13 protein-coding genes and 1 pseudogene are annotated in these 15,644 nt (G+C 68.7%); 4 read left to right on the top strand and 10 right to left on the bottom strand.

Features of this window, described 5'->3' with window-relative positions; all coding sequences use genetic code 11:
• Positions 1 to 109: 109 nt before the first annotated feature.
• Positions 110 to 805 (top strand): LAETG motif-containing sortase-dependent surface protein, encoded by a 696-nt coding sequence (locus tag DN051_RS12110; protein WP_053762760.1) that lies wholly within the window; start codon positions 110 to 112, stop codon positions 803 to 805.
• Positions 806 to 861: 56 nt separating this feature from the next.
• Here the strand turns inward: DN051_RS12110 and DN051_RS12115 are convergent, their stop codons facing one another.
• The 5 genes from DN051_RS12115 to rlmN form a co-directional block, all read right to left on the bottom strand.
• Entirely contained in the window at positions 862 to 1,659 is a 798-nt protein-coding gene (locus tag DN051_RS12115; protein WP_053762761.1) for a maleylpyruvate isomerase family mycothiol-dependent enzyme, read from the bottom strand.
• Between the two features lie 25 nt (positions 1,660 to 1,684).
• Complete coding sequence (locus DN051_RS12120) at positions 1,685 to 2,704, bottom strand: ABC transporter ATP-binding protein (protein WP_112438688.1); 1,020 nt, start codon at positions 2,702 to 2,704, stop codon at positions 1,685 to 1,687.
• On the bottom strand, positions 2,704 to 4,377 hold the full coding sequence (locus tag DN051_RS12125) for an ABC transporter permease (RefSeq protein ID WP_199314921.1): 1,674 nt from the start codon (positions 4,375 to 4,377) through the stop codon (positions 2,704 to 2,706). Before DN051_RS12125 ends, DN051_RS12120 begins: the two co-directional genes overlap by 1 nt.
• Positions 4,353 to 5,429 carry a thiamine ABC transporter substrate-binding protein gene (locus DN051_RS12130; protein WP_112438689.1) on the bottom strand — a complete coding sequence of 359 codons (1,077 nt, stop codon included), beginning with the start codon at positions 5,427 to 5,429 and terminating at the stop codon, positions 4,353 to 4,355. Before DN051_RS12130 ends, DN051_RS12125 begins: the two co-directional genes overlap by 25 nt.
• A gap of 205 nt (positions 5,430 to 5,634) precedes the next feature.
• Positions 5,635 to 6,741 carry a dual-specificity RNA methyltransferase RlmN gene (gene rlmN, locus DN051_RS12135; protein WP_053762764.1) on the bottom strand — a complete coding sequence of 369 codons (1,107 nt, stop codon included), beginning with the start codon at positions 6,739 to 6,741 and terminating at the stop codon, positions 5,635 to 5,637.
• A 430-nt stretch (positions 6,742 to 7,171) separates the two neighbouring features.
• Here rlmN and DN051_RS12140 point away from each other — a divergent pair, with 430 nt between their 5' ends.
• From DN051_RS12140 to DN051_RS45785, 3 genes and pseudogenes are all read left to right on the top strand, one after another.
• Positions 7,172 to 7,738: a hypothetical protein gene (locus DN051_RS12140; protein WP_162624913.1), complete on the top strand. Its 567-nt coding sequence runs from the start codon at positions 7,172 to 7,174 to the stop codon at positions 7,736 to 7,738.
• Between the two features lie 73 nt (positions 7,739 to 7,811).
• Positions 7,812 to 7,980 (top strand): annotated as a pseudogene (locus DN051_RS12145) (IS5/IS1182 family transposase); the annotation flags it as partial.
• 509 nt (positions 7,981 to 8,489) lie between these two features.
• Positions 8,490 to 9,296 carry a hypothetical protein gene (locus DN051_RS45785; protein WP_199314922.1) on the top strand — a complete coding sequence of 269 codons (807 nt, stop codon included), beginning with the start codon at positions 8,490 to 8,492 and terminating at the stop codon, positions 9,294 to 9,296.
• Positions 9,297 to 9,522: 226 nt separating this feature from the next.
• On the opposite strand, the gene DN051_RS12155 is transcribed toward DN051_RS45785, so the two are convergent.
• From DN051_RS12155 to tsf, 5 genes are all read right to left on the bottom strand, one after another.
• The gene (locus DN051_RS12155; protein WP_053763750.1) at positions 9,523 to 11,628 is read right to left on the bottom strand and encodes a LamG domain-containing protein; all 2,106 of its coding nucleotides are present in this window, start codon (positions 11,626 to 11,628) and stop codon (positions 9,523 to 9,525) included.
• A gap of 264 nt (positions 11,629 to 11,892) precedes the next feature.
• Positions 11,893 to 13,014: a phosphatidate cytidylyltransferase gene (locus DN051_RS12160; protein ID WP_112438691.1), complete on the bottom strand. Its 1,122-nt coding sequence runs from the start codon at positions 13,012 to 13,014 to the stop codon at positions 11,893 to 11,895.
• Entirely contained in the window at positions 13,014 to 13,571 is a 558-nt protein-coding gene (frr, locus tag DN051_RS12165; RefSeq protein WP_053763769.1) for a ribosome recycling factor, read from the bottom strand. Before frr ends, DN051_RS12160 begins: the two co-directional genes overlap by 1 nt.
• Positions 13,572 to 13,756: 185 nt before the next feature.
• Entirely contained in the window at positions 13,757 to 14,515 is a 759-nt protein-coding gene (gene pyrH, locus DN051_RS12170) for a UMP kinase (RefSeq protein ID WP_053763752.1), read from the bottom strand.
• 189 nt (positions 14,516 to 14,704) lie between these two features.
• On the bottom strand, positions 14,705 to 15,541 hold the full coding sequence (tsf, locus tag DN051_RS12175; RefSeq protein WP_053763753.1) for a translation elongation factor Ts: 837 nt from the start codon (positions 15,539 to 15,541) through the stop codon (positions 14,705 to 14,707).
• Between the last annotated feature and the right edge of the window lie 103 nt (positions 15,542 to 15,644).

Here is a 15,644-nt window from a genome sequence, read left to right on the forward strand (position 1 = left end):
AAGCGCTTATAAACCTGTGAGGCTCCTGGGGCGGTGAGCCTCGGCGGCAGCTGTCGCCTCATCTCCCCCTCAACCCCCCGCATTTCGCGCATCCCTATGAAGGACAAACGTGTCCATAAATCGCCGTAACGCGCGCCGTTCCGTGCGCATCCTCGGTGTCGTCTCCGCCTCCGCCGCGCTCGCCCTGGGCGCCGCGGGCAACGCGCTCGCCTGCAACATCAGTGAGTTCTCGGCCGCGGCCGAGTGCGACGGCGCCAAGGGCATCATCACGGTCACCGACAAGGACCCGTCCGGGACCCCGGCGACCGTGTCGGTCTACCTCGAGAACAACGGGGCCGACGAGCGACTCGTCGGTGAGCAGGAGGTCAAGGGCTCGCGTGAGGGTGTGACCATCACCTTCACCGAGGACTGGCGGCCGAACGCGACGTACCGCATCCACGTCAAGGCCGGCCGTCAGGTCGACGAGGACATCAAGCCGAACCTCGTCACCCCTGCCACCGCCTGCACGGCCGAGGAGACCCCCTCGTCGCCGAGCCCGTCGGAGACCCCGTCGGAGTCGGCGCCCCCGTCGACCCCGGCCGAGTCCGACAACCCGTCCCCGTCGGCCTCGGAGGGCGCGAGCAGCGCCCCCGCGGACACCGCGAGCAACGCTCCGTCGCCCGCGGTCGGTGACTCCAACCTCGCCGAGACCGGCGCCGGTTCCAACACCGGTCTGATCGCCGGTGTCGCGGCCGCCCTGGTCGCCGTCGGCGGCGGAGCGGTCTTCTTCGGCATGCGCCGCCGCGGGGCCGGCAACAACAGCTGATCCCCGTCCGGTGCGACCGTGGCCCGTCCCCTTCCCGGGGGCGGGCCACCCGCGTGTCAGCCGAACGTCGCCCGCTCCAGCCAGAACTCCAGCAGCTCGCGGTCGCCGAGCACCTCGATCCGCGGGTCGTCCAGGTCGAGCCGGCGGTAGAAGGCGAGCAGCACGGCGGTGAGCGGGCCGCGCAGCGCGACGGTCGCCTTCTCATGGCCGCGGCGCCACACGATCCCGGTCTCGGTGAGTTCGATCAGCCACTCGGCGTCGGCTTCCGGACCGGCGTCGGTGGCGTGCAGATGGATGCCGAGGCCCGGCCCGCGCAGTTCGCGGGCCGCGTCCTCGGGGGCCGTCCGCTGGACGAAGGCGACGATCTCCAGCCATTCGTCGATGGCGTCCGCGGCCACCTCGGGCGCGACCTCGTACGGGAGCCGCGCGGCGAGCGCGGCGTCGGCGCGGTGCACGGTGATCTCGTGGGTCATCCGCCGGGCCCAGAAACCGGCGTCCGGAATCCCGGCCCAGCCCCAGACCTTGGCGTCCGGTCCCGCCGCCCGCAGCGCACGGACCAGCATCTGCGCGCTCTCGGCCAGCCACGCGCCCAGCGCCGCCGGGTCCCCCTCGGCCCGCGGCCCGTCACCGCCGGGCACCCGCTCCTCCGGGATGTCCTCCTCGGCGCGGGTGCGCACCAGCAGTTCCACCCAGCGCAGGGAGCGGCCCACGTGCCGCACCAACTGCTCCAGTGACCAGTCGGGACAGGTCGGCACCGTGGCCGACAGATCGGCCCCCGACGTCACCACGGACCTCAGCAGGTCTGTCTGGAGGGCGATTTCGTCGCAGTAGCGGTCGTGCACGAGTCGCGTCATGGGCCGCACCCTACGGTCCGGCCGATCAGCCGAGCACGACGATTTCGGTCTCGTCGAACCCGGCCCCGACGGTGTCGCCGACCTCCGGCGCCGCCCGCAGCGCACACGCCGCCTCCAGCCGCGGCGCGCCCTCGGGTTGCAGGTGGACGGCGACATGGGTGCCCTTGAAGGTGCGCGCGGTCACCGTGCAGCGCAGCCCGGCGTCCGCCGGCACGAGCCGCACACCCGCGGGCCGTACGAGCACCGTGCGCGTTCCCTGCGCGGCACCCTCGGGCACCGGCAGCTTGCCCCACGGCGTGGCCGCGGCCTGCCCGCTCACCGTGGCCTCGACCACATTGTCGAAACCGAGGAAGCGTGCCACGAACTCGTCCGCCGGACGCTGCCACACCTGGAGCGGCGTACCGGTCTGGGCGATGCGCCCGTCCCGCATCACCACGACCCGGTCGGCCAGCGCGAACGCCTCGCCCTGGTCGTGCGTCACGGCGAGCACGGTAGTGCCCAACCGGCCGAACAGCTCGCGCAGTTCGACGACCAGCCGCTCCCGCAGGGACCGGTCGAGCTGCCCGAGCGGCTCGTCCAGCATCAGCAGCCGCGGCCTGGGCGCCAGCGCGCGGGCCAGCGCCACCCGCTGCTGCTCACCGCCGGAGAGCGCGGCGACGGCCCGGCGCGCGGCGTCCGGCAGACCGACCAGTCCCAGCAACTCCCTTACCCGCTCGTCCTGTTCGGTGCGGGAGGCGCCGTGCATCCGCAGCCCGAAGGCCACGTTGCCGCCGACGTCCCGCTGCGGGAACAGCTGGTGGTCCTGGAACATCAGGCCCACGCCCCGCCGGTGCGCGGGCACGCCGGACTGGTCGCGTCCGTCCAGGCGCACCCGCCCGGCGTCCAGTGGCTGCAGCCCGGCGACCGCGCGCAGCAGGGTCGACTTCCCGCTGCCGCTGGGCCCCAGCACACACACGACCTCGTGCTCGGCGACCTCCAGGTCGACGCCGTCGAGCACCGCCCGCCCCCCGAACCGCACGGTCGCGCCCTCAAGGCTCAGCAGCATCAGAACTCTCCCGTACGGTCGGTGCGCAAGCGCTCCAGCACCAGCAGCGCCACCGCGCACACCAGCATCAGAATCGTCGAAAGGGCCATGGCCTGCCCGTAGTTGAGTTCACCGGGACGCCCCAGCAGCCGTGCCACGGCGACCGGCAGCGTCGGGCTGTCCGGCCGCGCGATGAAGACCGTCGCCCCGAACTCGCCGAGCGACACGGCGAAGGCGAACCCGGCCGCGACCAGCAGCGCCCGCCGCACCATCGGCAGGTCCACCTCGCGCCAGGCACGCCACGGCGACGCCCCGAGCACCGCCGCCGCCTCCCGCAGCCGCGCGTCGACGGCCCGCAGCACCGGCAGCATCGTCCGTACGACGAACGGGACGCCGACCAGCGCCTGCGCGAGCGGCACCAGGATCCACGAGCTGCGCAGGTCCAGCGGCGGTTCGTCGAGGGCGATCAGGAAGCCGAAGCCCACCGTCACCGCCGAGACCCCGAGCGGCAGCATCAGCAGCGCGTCGAAGCCGCGCACGAACCGCCCCGCGTCCCGCCGGGTCAGCGCCGCGGCGGCGAGCCCGCCGATCAGTACGGCGATGGCGGTGGCGGCGACCGCGTAGGTCAGCGAATTGCCGATCGCGTGGATCGGCGGGACCAGGAAGGTCCCGCCGTCCTCACGGGTCAGCGCCCGGTAGTAGCCGAAGTCGGGCGCGTCCAGGGAACGCTGCACCAGCACGGCCAGCGGCAGCAGGATCAGTACGGCCACACAGCCGAGGACACCGGCCAGCAACGCCCACTGCCCCGCGCCCCGGGGGCGGCGCGCCGTCCCGGACGCGTCGACCAGACGCAGCGCCGTCTCCCGCCGCCGTACCGTCCAGGCGTGCACGGCGAGGATCGCGCCCACCGCCCCGAACTGGATCATCGTCAGCACGGCGGCGGTGGGCAGGTCGAAGATCTCCGAGGTCTGCCGGTAGATCTCCACTTCGAGGGTGGAGAAGGTGGGCCCGCCCAGGATCTGCACCACGCCGAAAGAGGTGAAGGTGAACAGGAAGACCATCAGCGCGGCGGCGGCGACGGCGGGCCCGAGCGCGGGCAGGGTCACGGTGCGCCAGGCGGCCCAGCGCGACGCCCCCAGCACTCGCGCGGCCTCCTCCTGCCGCGGGTCGAGCTGCGCCCACAGTCCGCCGACGGTCCGCACGACGACGGCGTAGTTGAAGAAGACGTGCGCGAGCAGGATCGCCCACACGGTGGTGTCGAGGCGTACGCCCCACAGCTCGTCGAGCAGGCCGCCCCGCCCGACCAGTGCCAGGAACGCCGACCCGACGACCACCGTGGGCAGCACGAACGGCACCGTCACGACGGCCCGCAGCAGCTGTCTGCCGGGGAAGTCGAAGCGGGCGAAGACGTACGCGCCGGGCAGCGCCACCAGCAGCGTGAGCGCGGTCGAGGCGACCGCCTGCCAGGTGGTGAACCACAGCACGTGCCGGATGTCCGACTGTGCCGCCACCTCCACGATCCGCCCGAACCGCCAGTCCCCGTCGGCCTTCAGCCCGCGGGCCACGATCGCCGCGACCGGGTAGGCGAAGAACAGCCCGAAGAACGCGACGGGCAGGGCGATGAACCCCAGCCGCGCCGCGCCTCCCCTGTTCGGCCGCTTCCCCGGGGCTACTTCAGTACGAGCGAGGTCCACGACTTGACCCACTGGTCGCGGCCGGCGGCGATCTCGGCCGGGTCCATGGTCTGCGGGTCCTCGGCCTGCGGCCCGTACTTCACGAACTCCTCGGGCAGCTGGGCGTCCTCACGCACCGGGTGGACGAACATGTTCAGCGGCATGTCCTCCTGGAACTCCTGGGTGAGCAGGAAGTCGATCAGCGCCTTGCCGCCCTCGGCGTTGCGCGCGTTGCTGAGCAGCCCGGCGTACTCGACCTGCCGGAAGCAGGTGCCGTCCGCGACCCCGGTCGGCGCCGTCTTCGGCTTCGGGTCGGCGAAGACGACCTCGGCCGGCGGCGACGAGGCGTACGACACGACCAGCGGCCGGTCGCCGCCCGCCTCCCGGCCGCCGGCGGAGCCGGAGAACTCCTCGTTGTACGCCTGCTCCCAGCCGTCGACGACCTTCACGCCGTTGTCCTGGAGCTTCTCCCAGTAGCCCTCCCAGCCGTCCTCGCCGTACCGGGCGACGGTGCCGAGCAGGAAGCCGAGGCCGGGCGAGGACGTGGAGGCGTTCTCGGTGACGAGGAGGTTCTTGTACTCGGGCCGGACCAGGTCGTCGAGCGACTCGGGCGGGGTGAGGCCGTGCTCGCTGAAGTAGGCCTTGTCGTAGTTGACGCAGATGTCGCCGGTGTCGACCGGGGTGACCCGGTGCTTGTCCGGGTCGGCCAGGTACTCGGGGACGACCCGGTCGGCGCCCTTCGCCTCGTACGACTGGAACAGGCCGTTGTCCAGGGCCCGGGACAGCAGCGTGTTGTCGACGCCGAAGAAGACGTCGCCTTGCGGGTTGTCCTTGGTCAGGATCGCCTTGTTGACGGCCTGCCCGGCGTCGCCGTCCTTGAGCACCCGGACCGTGTACCCGGACTTCTTCTCGAAGTCCTTCAGCACGTTCTTGGACACGGCCCACGAGTCGTGGCTGACCAGGGTGACCGTCTTGGAGTCCCCCGTGTCGCCGCTGTCGGACGAACCGCACGCGGACAGTGTGACGAGGCCGATTCCCACGACCACCGCTGTGAACTTCTTGGTGTTGCCCACCGATTTTCCTCCTGGCTGACCAGGAAGAGACGCGGCCCTGCCCGGGATCCGCGACGGATACCGGGCAGGGCGCAACAGCTCGAGTGACGACCGATCTCCCTACCCAGAATGACCTGGGCGAGGTTCAGAGGGTCTGCGGACTGTCCCGCACTCTCAGCGCTGTGGCGCTCCCCTGCCGGAATATGAAGATGTGTACGGCGTCAGACTACCGCTCGGTCGCGGCGAGCTGACCACACGCTCCGTCGATCTCCTGGCCACGGGTGTCCCGGACCGTGACCGGTACCCCGTGCGCGGCGATCGCCTCGACGAACGCCTTCTCGTCCTCGGGCCGCGAGGCGGTCCACTTCGAGCCGGGCGTCGGGTTGAGCGGGATCAGATTGACGTGCACGGGCCTGCCCTTGAGGAGCCGGCCGAGCCGGTCGCCGCGCCAGGCCTGGTCGTTGATGTCCCGGATCAGCGCGTACTCGATGGACAGCCGGCGTCCCGACTTGGCCGCGTACTCCCACCCGGCGTCCAGGACTTCCCGCACCTTCCACCGCGTGTTGACCGGGACGAGGGTGTCACGCAGCTCGTCGTCCGGCGCGTGCAGGGAGATGGCGAGCCGGCACTTGAAGCCCTCGTCGGAGAACCGGTGGATGGCCGGCACCAGCCCGACGGTCGACACGGTGATCCCGCGCTGCGACAGCCCGAGTCCGTCCGGTTCGGGGTCGGTCAGGGCGCGGATCGCGCCGACGACCCGCTTGTAGTTGGCGAGGGGCTCGCCCATGCCCATGAAGACGATGTTCGACAGCCGCGCCGGACCGCCGGGGATCTCACCGTCCCGGAGGGCGCGCATCCCGTCGACGATCTGGTGCACGATCTCGGCGGTGGACAGGTTCCGGTCCAGCCCCGCCTGTCCGGTCGCGCAGAAGGGACAGTTCATCCCGCAGCCGGCCTGTGAGCTGATGCACATGGTCACCCGGTCCGGGTACCGCATCAGCACCGACTCGACGAGCGTCCCGTCGAACAGCCGCCACAGCGTCTTGCGGGTGGTGTCGGCGTCGGTCGACAGATGCCGTACGACGGTCATCAACTCGGGCAGCAGCGCCTCACGCAGCCTGTCCCGGGACGCGGCGGGGATGTCCGTCCACTGTTCCGGATCGTGCGCGTACCGCGCGAAGTAGTGCTGCGAGAGCTGCTTGGCACGAAACGGCTTCTCACCGATCTCGGCCACAGCCTCCTTGCGCTCGGCAGGCGTGAGATCGGCAAGATGCCGCGGCGGCTTCTTGGCTCCGCGCGGCGCGACAAAAGTGAGTTCTCCGGGCTTAGGCATGGCTGTACCAGTGTCGCAGATCCACTTGGGTGACCTGGGGCTGCTGCCGCAGGGCTACGACTGTCGGTAGTAGTCGTCACCGGTCGTCATCGAGCGGCTTCGGACGGCCCAGGCACGGCCCCGCTGATCGGCCTCTCGCACCGCCCGCTCCGAGCTCTGCCTCGACGCCCGCGCGGCTGAGCGAGTTCCAGGTGCCGCGTCGAGCACTGGGATTCCTTATCCTAGGTATCCGATTTCTTCACCCTGAGGTTCAATCGTTAAAGTCGACGATTGAAGGCATATGAAAGCGAACGTACGATTCCACGGGTCTCGCCGCAGGGCGGAAGAACGTATTCTAGCCGCCGGGGGCCGTAGGCGCAGGACACCATCTCGCGCATCATCGCGGACCGAGCGCGACTTGGCCACGTGGGCTGCGGTCATCTCGGCGACAGTGGCCGCGATCGCCTTGATCTTCACCGGTTTGGTCGCCTTCTGGGACATTGAAACAGCAAGAGACCAGCTGACCCAATCGCAAAAGGATGCCGAGAGAAAAAAGCGCGAGCAGGCCTCGATGGTCACCATCTGGCCCGAAACGGATTCGAACGGGCAAATGTACGGTGTCGTCGCCAACCGATCCAGGGACCCTGTATCCGGCGTCGACCTCTTTCTACGATGGAGGGACGAGTCCGGGGAATATCACTTCCACCTCGGCACGATTCCACCGTGCACCCGCATGAACATCAAGTCGCAGGCTGCCCATCTGACCACCGAAGCCTTGTACGACAAAGACTTAACCCGGCGGGTCGCGCACCAGAATCTGATCATCCTGCGCATGTCCTTCACCGATTCGACGGCAAGCATTTGGAGCAGAGATTCTCTCCACTTGAGAGAAATGCCTGTAGAGAAGGGGGAGGTTGATTCCTTCTCAAAGAATTGGGAGGAGCATTTGCTGCGCGTGGCAAAGTCACGACATCTTTTCGACCCCAAGGTGATCGAAAACTGCGGGAGAGAGGCTTAGCCTCTGCGGACGATTCGCCGAGGGCTCTCCGCGCAACGCCTTCCACCATTCATGCGGGACCCTCGCCCTGACCGGACGCTCACAGGTCGACCGACCTGAACAGGGCGTCAAACGGTCAGCCATGACGGACGGTTACGGATTTCCGCTGTGCCGCATCCTGGCCGGCGCCCACTGTCATGACTCGCCGCTGCTCGGCCTCGACCGCGGACCTGTCGGACGACCTCGGCCCACTGCCTGATGAGTCGCCCCGGCTGAATTGAAGGCTCGATTCGCAGGCACGGCGCCCGAGTTGCGGGATGCGGCGAGGGGGCGAAGAGTGGTGTTTGAACGCCTGTACACCGTTGAGTCATGAATCTCCGGTGACCTTGAGCCGCCTCACGGGCTCAGCTCACACGGGCAATGCATCACATCACAGAGCGCACCTGGAATCGCCATGCCCAAAACCGCCCGGCGACAGATCTCCCGCCTTGTCGGCGGACCCTGCTTGGCTGCCGCTCTCGCACTGTCGACAGGCGTGACCACGGCGGGGGCAGCACCGGACGCCCTCACACAAGCTACGACCGCAACGCCAGCCCAACCCTCGCCCCCTCCTCCGCCCACACCGCTGGTGCCCACACCCACCGAACCCACGCCACCGGTGCCCCCCTCGCCCACACCCACAACGCCGACACCACCGGTGCCCCCATCACCCACACCCACAACGCCCACGCCACCGGTGCCTCCACCACCCACAACGCCGGTACCCCCACCCATGGAGCCCCCACCCACGGAGCCCGAAGAACTGGCAGAGCTGAGGCAGGAAACAGAGGATCAAGTATCGAAACTGCCCAAGGATTTGAAATCGGTGGCACGGCCCACGACGATAAGTAGTTTTGCCACCATCAATAACCCGAGCACGACGCCGGAGGACCGGGCCACGCACACGAGAACCATGCAGGCGTTCAATGAAACGCTGAAAAGAAGCCAAGACCCGAAGGTGTCGCGGCGAGACCGGGTCGCGTACGAGAGGATCGCAATGAATATGGTCAAGGTGCAGGCTATTATCCTGCACCCGGACACGGAGCAGGAGAAGCGAGAGTTCTGCATGAAAGAGTTGGAATTCATATCCAATGAACTCCTGACCGTCCAGGACCCGGAGACGAGGCCAAAAAAGTCGAAGGACCGAGAAGAGATCCAGAAAGTCGTAGATGAGAACAGCAAAGCGCTGGCCACCGTCGCGGACCCGAATGCGTCGCCAAATGAGCAGAACGAGGCGCAAGCAAAACTGGACCGACTGCCCGACTCACTTGAGAATCCCCAGTACCTTGAATTGACGAAGGAAATCAAGCGCTATCAGGTACCCGAAGCCTGCGTAAACATCGTAGGTTACCGAACACGTCAGGCTGGATGGCCGAGCGGATCTCTCTGGGGTCTTTCCGATCCGTCGTGCGCTGCGACGGTGGCTGAGGGCGCCCGCGACAGCAGCAGCCAGTGGAGCGCACTGTTCGAATGCGTGAAACAAAGCATTGAATGCCGAAACCCATTCGCTACATGTGCGGTTCACATTCCCAAAGACTGAAAGCGCGAGATCAGTTCAGGCCTCTGTGAGCAGGCGGAGTCGGCGGCCGGGACGTGCCAGCAACGTTGACAGTCAACGCCGTGACGGCGACTGGTTGTGACACCCGCCCGGCAGCGCCTTGTCGGCTTCCGGCTGCTTCGCCCGGCGGTCGGTCGGATCCCGACGGCCCGCCGAACCTGGGGTTCGGCGGGCCGTCGGAGATCAGATCTCTGGAGTCAGCATGGGATCAACACAGGCAGGGGTCCGTCCCCCAGCCCAGGCCGCGGACGTCGTCGTCCCGCAGCGCACCGGAGTACGCCTGGACCTCGTCGACGTCGCCGTGCAGGTACTCGCCCCAGCCGTCACCCGTCTTTCCCCGGCCGATCTGGAGGGCACCGCTGCTGTGCCAGCCGTCGGGGAGGTGGCCGACCGCCTCAGCGCCGGTGTACCCGTTGACGTAGAGCTTGATCGTGTCGGTCCCGTCGTCGTAGACCACCGCGAGACGCTGGCCCGGGCCCTCGCCCCCGTCGGCGCCCGTGATCTCGGACACCACCCTCTCGGGAGCCCCGGCCTCGTCCTTCTCCGGCATCACCAGTTGCCACGAGTACGTGGACGGCTCGTAGCGGACCTTGAACGCGTCGGTGTGCTCGCCGGCCTGCGAGAGCACGGTCATCGGATGATCCGGCTCGGAGTCCGCGAGGCGTACGACGACACCGACGGTGAAGCTGTCGCGGGTGTCCACGACGGGACCGTCGGCGGCCGCGTACCCGGTTTCGCCGTCCAGGTGCAGATGACCTTCGCCCACGAGCGGCCACGGCACGGGGGTGCAGTCGGGATTGAGCGCACAGTCGTCGGAGCCTCGATAGATCGAAGCTCCGGTGCCGAGCCGCAGAGGCGCGCCACCCGACTGCTCGGGGCTCGCGTCGTCCGCCGCGTCCTCCAGCGACCAGTGGCCGAGCAGCTTCGGCTTGCGCCATGACAGATCGGCCACCTCGCCCGGTACGACGATCCGGTCGTGGACCTGTACGTCCCCGATGTCACCGCGCCACCGGTCGCGGTAGCCGGTGGCCCCGCGGGCGCGTCCGATCTGGAAGGCACCGGCCGTCCCGGCGGGATTCGCCTCCGCCGCGGTGCCGACCTCGTGGCCGTTGACGTACAGGTGCGCGCGCCTCGTCTCCGCGTCGTAGAGCCCCAGTAGATGCGCCCACTCGCCGGACTCGGGCGCGCCACCGGACACCCGCGCACCCGACATCGCGAACGACCAGACAGGCCCGGGATCCTGGCGCAGCCCAAGGCTGAAGCCGGGCACTCCGTCCGCGTCCTGGCTGGCGACGGTCATGTTCCGACCGGTTTCGGCGGGCCGCACCCACGCACTGACGGCGAAGGACTTGCGGATGTCCGTGGCCGGGGCATCCGTGGTGAGGAAGCCATGGCCACTGCCGTCCAGGCTGACCGTGCCGGTCGCTCCGGTGCCCGCGGGCGCCGGACCGCCGAAGGTCACGCCGGTGCCCGCACGGGCGACGGCGCCCGTCTCGGCAGAGGCCGAACGGGAGCCTGCCGGGTCGTCCAGCGGCCAGTGGGCGACAGGGGCACGCCCCCTCTTCACGTTGAAGTTGTACTGCGCCCGTTCGCCCAGGCGGCCGGAGCGGTCGATCGCATGGACCATCAGGTAATCGGGCCCCGACCTGAGCGGCAGGTAGGGAATCGTCACGGCCGCACCCGGACGCTCGGCTGAGACGGTTCCGTGCGGGCCACCGAGAAAGCTGTACCTGTACGACACCACGTCATCGGAGGGTGAGTCCATGGTGAAGTGGCCGTAGACGCCCACCCCGTCCACCCAGAACACGTCCTCGGGGTTGGGGTATTCGGGGGACGTGATCGTCGCCTTCTCGGGATTCGTGTCGTCGTACACGAACGAACAGAGCGTGCCTTCTCCCTCATCGCTCCATGGGGAGGCCGCCTCGCCGTCATGGGCGCGGACATGCCAGGAAACGACGGTGTTCGCCGGGATGTCGTCCGGCATGGTCCAGTAATGGAACGCACCCGAGGATGAGGTGACGGTGGTGTGAGCACGGCGCTGCTCCACCCCCGTCGCGTCCGTCCACCACGCCTCGAATTCTGCCGTGACCGGGCTGAACTCGGAGGGCTGATTGTCCTCCTCGGGGTCGTACAGCACGGCACTGAGCCTGGGCGGCTGCGAAACGTACGCCGTGTTGTCGCCCGTCGCGCAGGCCTTGCCCTGCGACTTGAGGTCCTGCGCAAGGGGCTGCTCGGGCGGCAGGTTGTCCACCGCGTGCGCCGTACCGGCAGCCGTGGCGAGCAGCGCCGCGACGCAGCTCCCCGCGAGCGTCATACGTCTGCGTCTGCCCGTCCTTCCGAACCTGATCAACTGTCCCTCCCCTGTGGGCTCTTGGCACTCGTGGATCACACGAGCCGCCCGAAGCTAACAGAGACGACCGACAACGCAGAAAGGGTTTTCCCTGCACTCAGCCGCTGGTCCGGGGCCCTCCGTCCTGCCCTTCCCCGAGCCGCTGCCCGACACCCACTGGAATCGGCCATCGCACGGAAAAAGGCCCGCCACCCCAAGGGCGGCGGGCCTCCACGTCCGGTCCGGCGGTCAGCCGGATCCCACGAACAGCACCAGCAGCAACCACACCACCGGTGCCGTCGGCAGCAAGGAGTCCAGCCGGTCCATGATGCCGCCGTGGCCCGGCAGCAGCGTGCCCATGTCCTTGATGCCGAGGTCGCGCTTGATCATCGATTCGCCGAGGTCGCCCAGCGTGGCGCTGGCGGCGACCGCGAGACCGAGGAGCAGCCCCTGCCACCAGGTGCCGTCGTCGATCAGGAACTGCATGCACAGCGCACCGGCGACCATGGCGAAGGCGACGGCTCCGAGCAGGCCCTCACGGGTCTTGCCGGGACTGATGCGCGGGGCCAGCTTGTGCCGGCCGAAGCGCCAGCCGACGGCGTAGGCGCCCGTGTCACTGACCACGGTCAGCAGCAGGAACATGAAGACGCGGCGCGGACCGTCGTCCGCGGTGAGCATCATTGTCACGAAGGTCGCCAGGAACGGCACGTAGAACGCGGCGAAGACCCCCGCGGTGACGTCCTTGAGGTAACCCTCCGGCGGTTCCGTCATCCGCCAGACCAGTACCGCGAGCGCGGTGAGCGCCATCGCCATCCAGGCGCCCTCGGCTCCGCGGACGTATCCGGCGACGACCATCGCTGCGCCGCCCACCGCGAGCGGTACGAGCGGCGCCTTGATGCCCTTGCGCTCCTCGAGCCGCTTGGTCAGCTCCCACAGGCCCACCACGACGGCGACCGCGACGACCCCGACGAACACCGCCTTGACGATGAACAGCGAGGCGACGATCACCGCGCCGAGTCCGACCCCGACACCTATCGCGGCGCTCAGGTCCCGGCCCGCGCTCTTCTTCTGCGGGGCGGGCGCCGGTTGCGGGGCGTCGTGCATGGGCTCCGGATTCTGCGGCGGAGTGAAGGGCTGCGCCGCCGGGCTCTCGTCGCGGAACAAGGGGCCGCCCAGCCGAGCGGCCCCCCGCCCGTCATCCTGGTTTCCGCCGGTTGCGGATACGTCGGGCACAGGGGACATGGGGCGAGTCTGCTGCGCGTCTAGCGCATCGTACGTGGGACCCGCCGGGGCGGCCCCCTGGACAGGCCCCCGCTCGGACGGCCCCCAGTACCCGGCGTGCGGCGGCGCTCCCCAGGAAGAGTCGTTCATCAGACCTCGAGCAGCTCTGATTCCTTGTGCTTGAGCAGCTCGTCCACCTGGGCGACGTACTTCGCGGTGGTGTCGTCGAGCTCCTTCTCCGCACGGCGGCCCTCGTCCTCGCCGATCTCGCCGTCCTTGATCAGCTTGTCGATGGCGTCCTTGGCCTTGCGGCGCACGGAGCGGATCGAGATCTTCGCGTCCTCGCCCTTGCCCTTGGCGACCTTGATGTACTCGCGGCGGCGCTCCTCGGTGAGCTCCGGGAACACCACCCTGATGATGTTTCCGTCGTTGCTCGGGTTGACGCCCAGATCCGAGTCGCGGATCGCCTGCTCGATGTTGCGCAGCGCGCTCTTGTCGAACGGCGTCACGACCGCCATGCGCGGCTCCGGCACGGAGAACGAAGCCAGCTGGTTGATCGGCGTCGGTGCACCGTAGTAGTCGGCGACGATCTTGTTGAACATCGCCGGGTGCGCACGGCCGGTGCGGATCGCGGCGAAGTCCTCCTTGGCGACCACGACGGCCTTCTCCATCTTCTCCTCGGCCTCGAGGAGGGTCTCTTCGATCACCACTTGCTCCTGCGTGTCTTGAGTAGGCCCGGCTGCGGTTCCTCGGACGGGGCGGCGGCCGGCTGCGTCGCGTCTTCTTCCTGCACGGTTCCCGACCGGCAGGACATTGTCCATCCCCCGGCCGTGGTCCGTGGCCCCCGTCCCCCGGACAGATGCGGTCCCTCGGACGGGAGTGGTTCCACCGGTCAGTCCCGGCTGCCTTGGTCACCCACAAGCGTGCCGATCTTCTCACCCTTGACGGCGCGGGCGATATTGCCCTCCTTCAGAAGTTCGAAGACGACGATGGGGAGCTTGTTGTCGCGGCACAGCGTGATGGCGGTGGCGTCGGCGACCTTCAGGTCCCGTGTGATGACCTCGCCGTAGCCGAGGGAGTCGAACTTGACGGCGTCCGGGTTGGCCTTCGGGTCGGAGTCGTAGACCCCGTCGACACCGTTCTTGCCCATGAGCAGCGCCTCGGCGTCGATCTCCAGGGCGCGCTGCGCGGCGGTGGTGTCGGTGGAGAAGTACGGCATGCCCATCCCGGCGCCGAAGATGACCACACGGCCCTTCTCCAGGTGCCGTACGGCACGCAGCGGGATGTACGGCTCGGCGACCTGGCCCATGGTGATGGCGGTCTGCACGCGGCACTGGATGCCTTCCTTCTCCAGGAAGTCCTGGAGGGCGAGGCAGTTCATCACGGTGCCGAGCATGCCCATGTAGTCGGAGCGGGCGCGGTCCATGCCGCGCAGCTGGAGCTCGGCGCCGCGGAAGAAGTTGCCGCCGCCGATGACGATCGCGATCTGCGCGCCGTCACGCACGACGGCCGCGATCTCACGGGCGATGGCGTGCACCACGTCCGGGTCGACGCCCAGGCCCCCACCGCCGGAGAAGGCCTCTCCGGACAGCTTCAGCAGAAACCGGCCGCGTACTTTGCCGTCGTCGCTCTTCTCGACGTTGGTGGTCATGGGGATCTCCTCGTGGTGCACATACGAAGAAGGCCATTGCCGGTGGTGGGTTCGCATCCCATACGCGGCAATGGCCTCCTCGTCAGATCTGCTGTCGTCCGTCGGGCGCGCACGCGCCACGGCCCGCGCGAGCGGCGCGGACGACTGCACCCGACCCTATCGGGATCGAGTACCCGTCGCTGTACGGACTCAGATGCCGACCTTGATGCGCGAGAAGCGCTTCAGGGTGACACCGGCCTCGTCCAGGACCTTCTGGACCGACTTCTTGTTGTCCAGCGCGTACGGCTGGCCGAGCAGCGTGGCGTCCTTGAAGAAGCCGTTCAGGCGACCCTCGACGATCTTGGCGATCGCGGCCTCGGGCTTGCCCTCGTTGCGGGTGGTCTCCTCGGCGATGCGGCGCTCGCTCTCGACGACCTCGGCCGGCACGTCCTCCTTGGCGAGGTACTTCGGCGCGAAGGCGGCGATGTGCTGGGCGATGCCCTTGGCGACCTCGGCGTCGGGCTTGTCGAGCTCGACGAGGACACCGATCTGCGGGGGCAGGTCCGGCATCGTGCGGTGCATGTACGCGGTCACGAAGCCGCCGGCGAACTGCGCGAAGCGGTCCAGCACGATCTTCTCGCCCAGGTTGGCGTTGGCCTCGTCCACGAACGCCTGGACGGTCTTGCCGGGCTCGATCTCGGAGCCGAGCAGGGCCTCGAGGTCGGCCGGGGAGGTCTTCGCCACGTGCTCGGCGATCGCCTGGGCGACGCCCTGGAACTTCTCGCCCTTGGCGACGAAGTCCGTCTCGCACTTCAGCTCGACCAGAACGCCGGAGGAGTTGTCGTCGGCGATGATGGAGACCACGGCGCCGTTCTCGGCGGAGCGGCCCTCGCGCTTGGCGACGCCCTTCTGGCCCTTGATGCGCAGCGCCTCGACGGCCTTGTCGACGTTGCCCTCGGCCTCGTCCAGCGCCTTCTTGCAGTCCATCATGCCGGCGCCCGTGAGCTCACGGAGCTTCTTGACGTCGGCGGCGGTGTAGTTCGCCATGAGTCTGTGAATCTTTCTCGAAAGTCTGGAGGATCGAAGATCTGCGGGGTCCGGTGGATCCGCATGCACTGCAGATCTACGACACGCCGCTGACCTACGGGTG

The organism is Streptomyces cadmiisoli (genome assembly GCF_003261055.1).
Classification (GTDB): Bacteria; Actinomycetota; Actinomycetes; order Streptomycetales; family Streptomycetaceae; genus Streptomyces; species Streptomyces cadmiisoli.

Bases quoted from the DNA above. Each gene is read 5' to 3' on its own strand.
- DN051_RS12115 (WP_053762761.1), bottom strand. From the start codon at position 1,659: ATGACGCGACTCGTGCACGACCGCTACTGCGACGAAATCGCCCTCCAG.
- DN051_RS12120 (WP_112438688.1), bottom strand. From the start codon at position 2,704: ATGCTGCTGAGCCTTGAGGGCGCGACCGTGCGGTTCGGGGGGCGGGCG.
- rlmN (WP_053762764.1), bottom strand. From the start codon at position 6,741: ATGCCTAAGCCCGGAGAACTCACTTTTGTCGCGCCGCGCGGAGCCAAG.
- DN051_RS45785 (WP_199314922.1), top strand. From the start codon at position 8,490: ATGGAGCCCCCACCCACGGAGCCCGAAGAACTGGCAGAGCTGAGGCAG.
- DN051_RS12155 (WP_053763750.1), bottom strand. From the start codon at position 11,628: ATGACGCTCGCGGGGAGCTGCGTCGCGGCGCTGCTCGCCACGGCTGCC.
- DN051_RS12160 (WP_112438691.1), bottom strand. From the start codon at position 13,014: ATGAACGACTCTTCCTGGGGAGCGCCGCCGCACGCCGGGTACTGGGGG.
- pyrH (WP_053763752.1), bottom strand. From the start codon at position 14,515: ATGACCACCAACGTCGAGAAGAGCGACGACGGCAAAGTACGCGGCCGG.
- tsf (WP_053763753.1), bottom strand. From the start codon at position 15,541: ATGGCGAACTACACCGCCGCCGACGTCAAGAAGCTCCGTGAGCTCACG.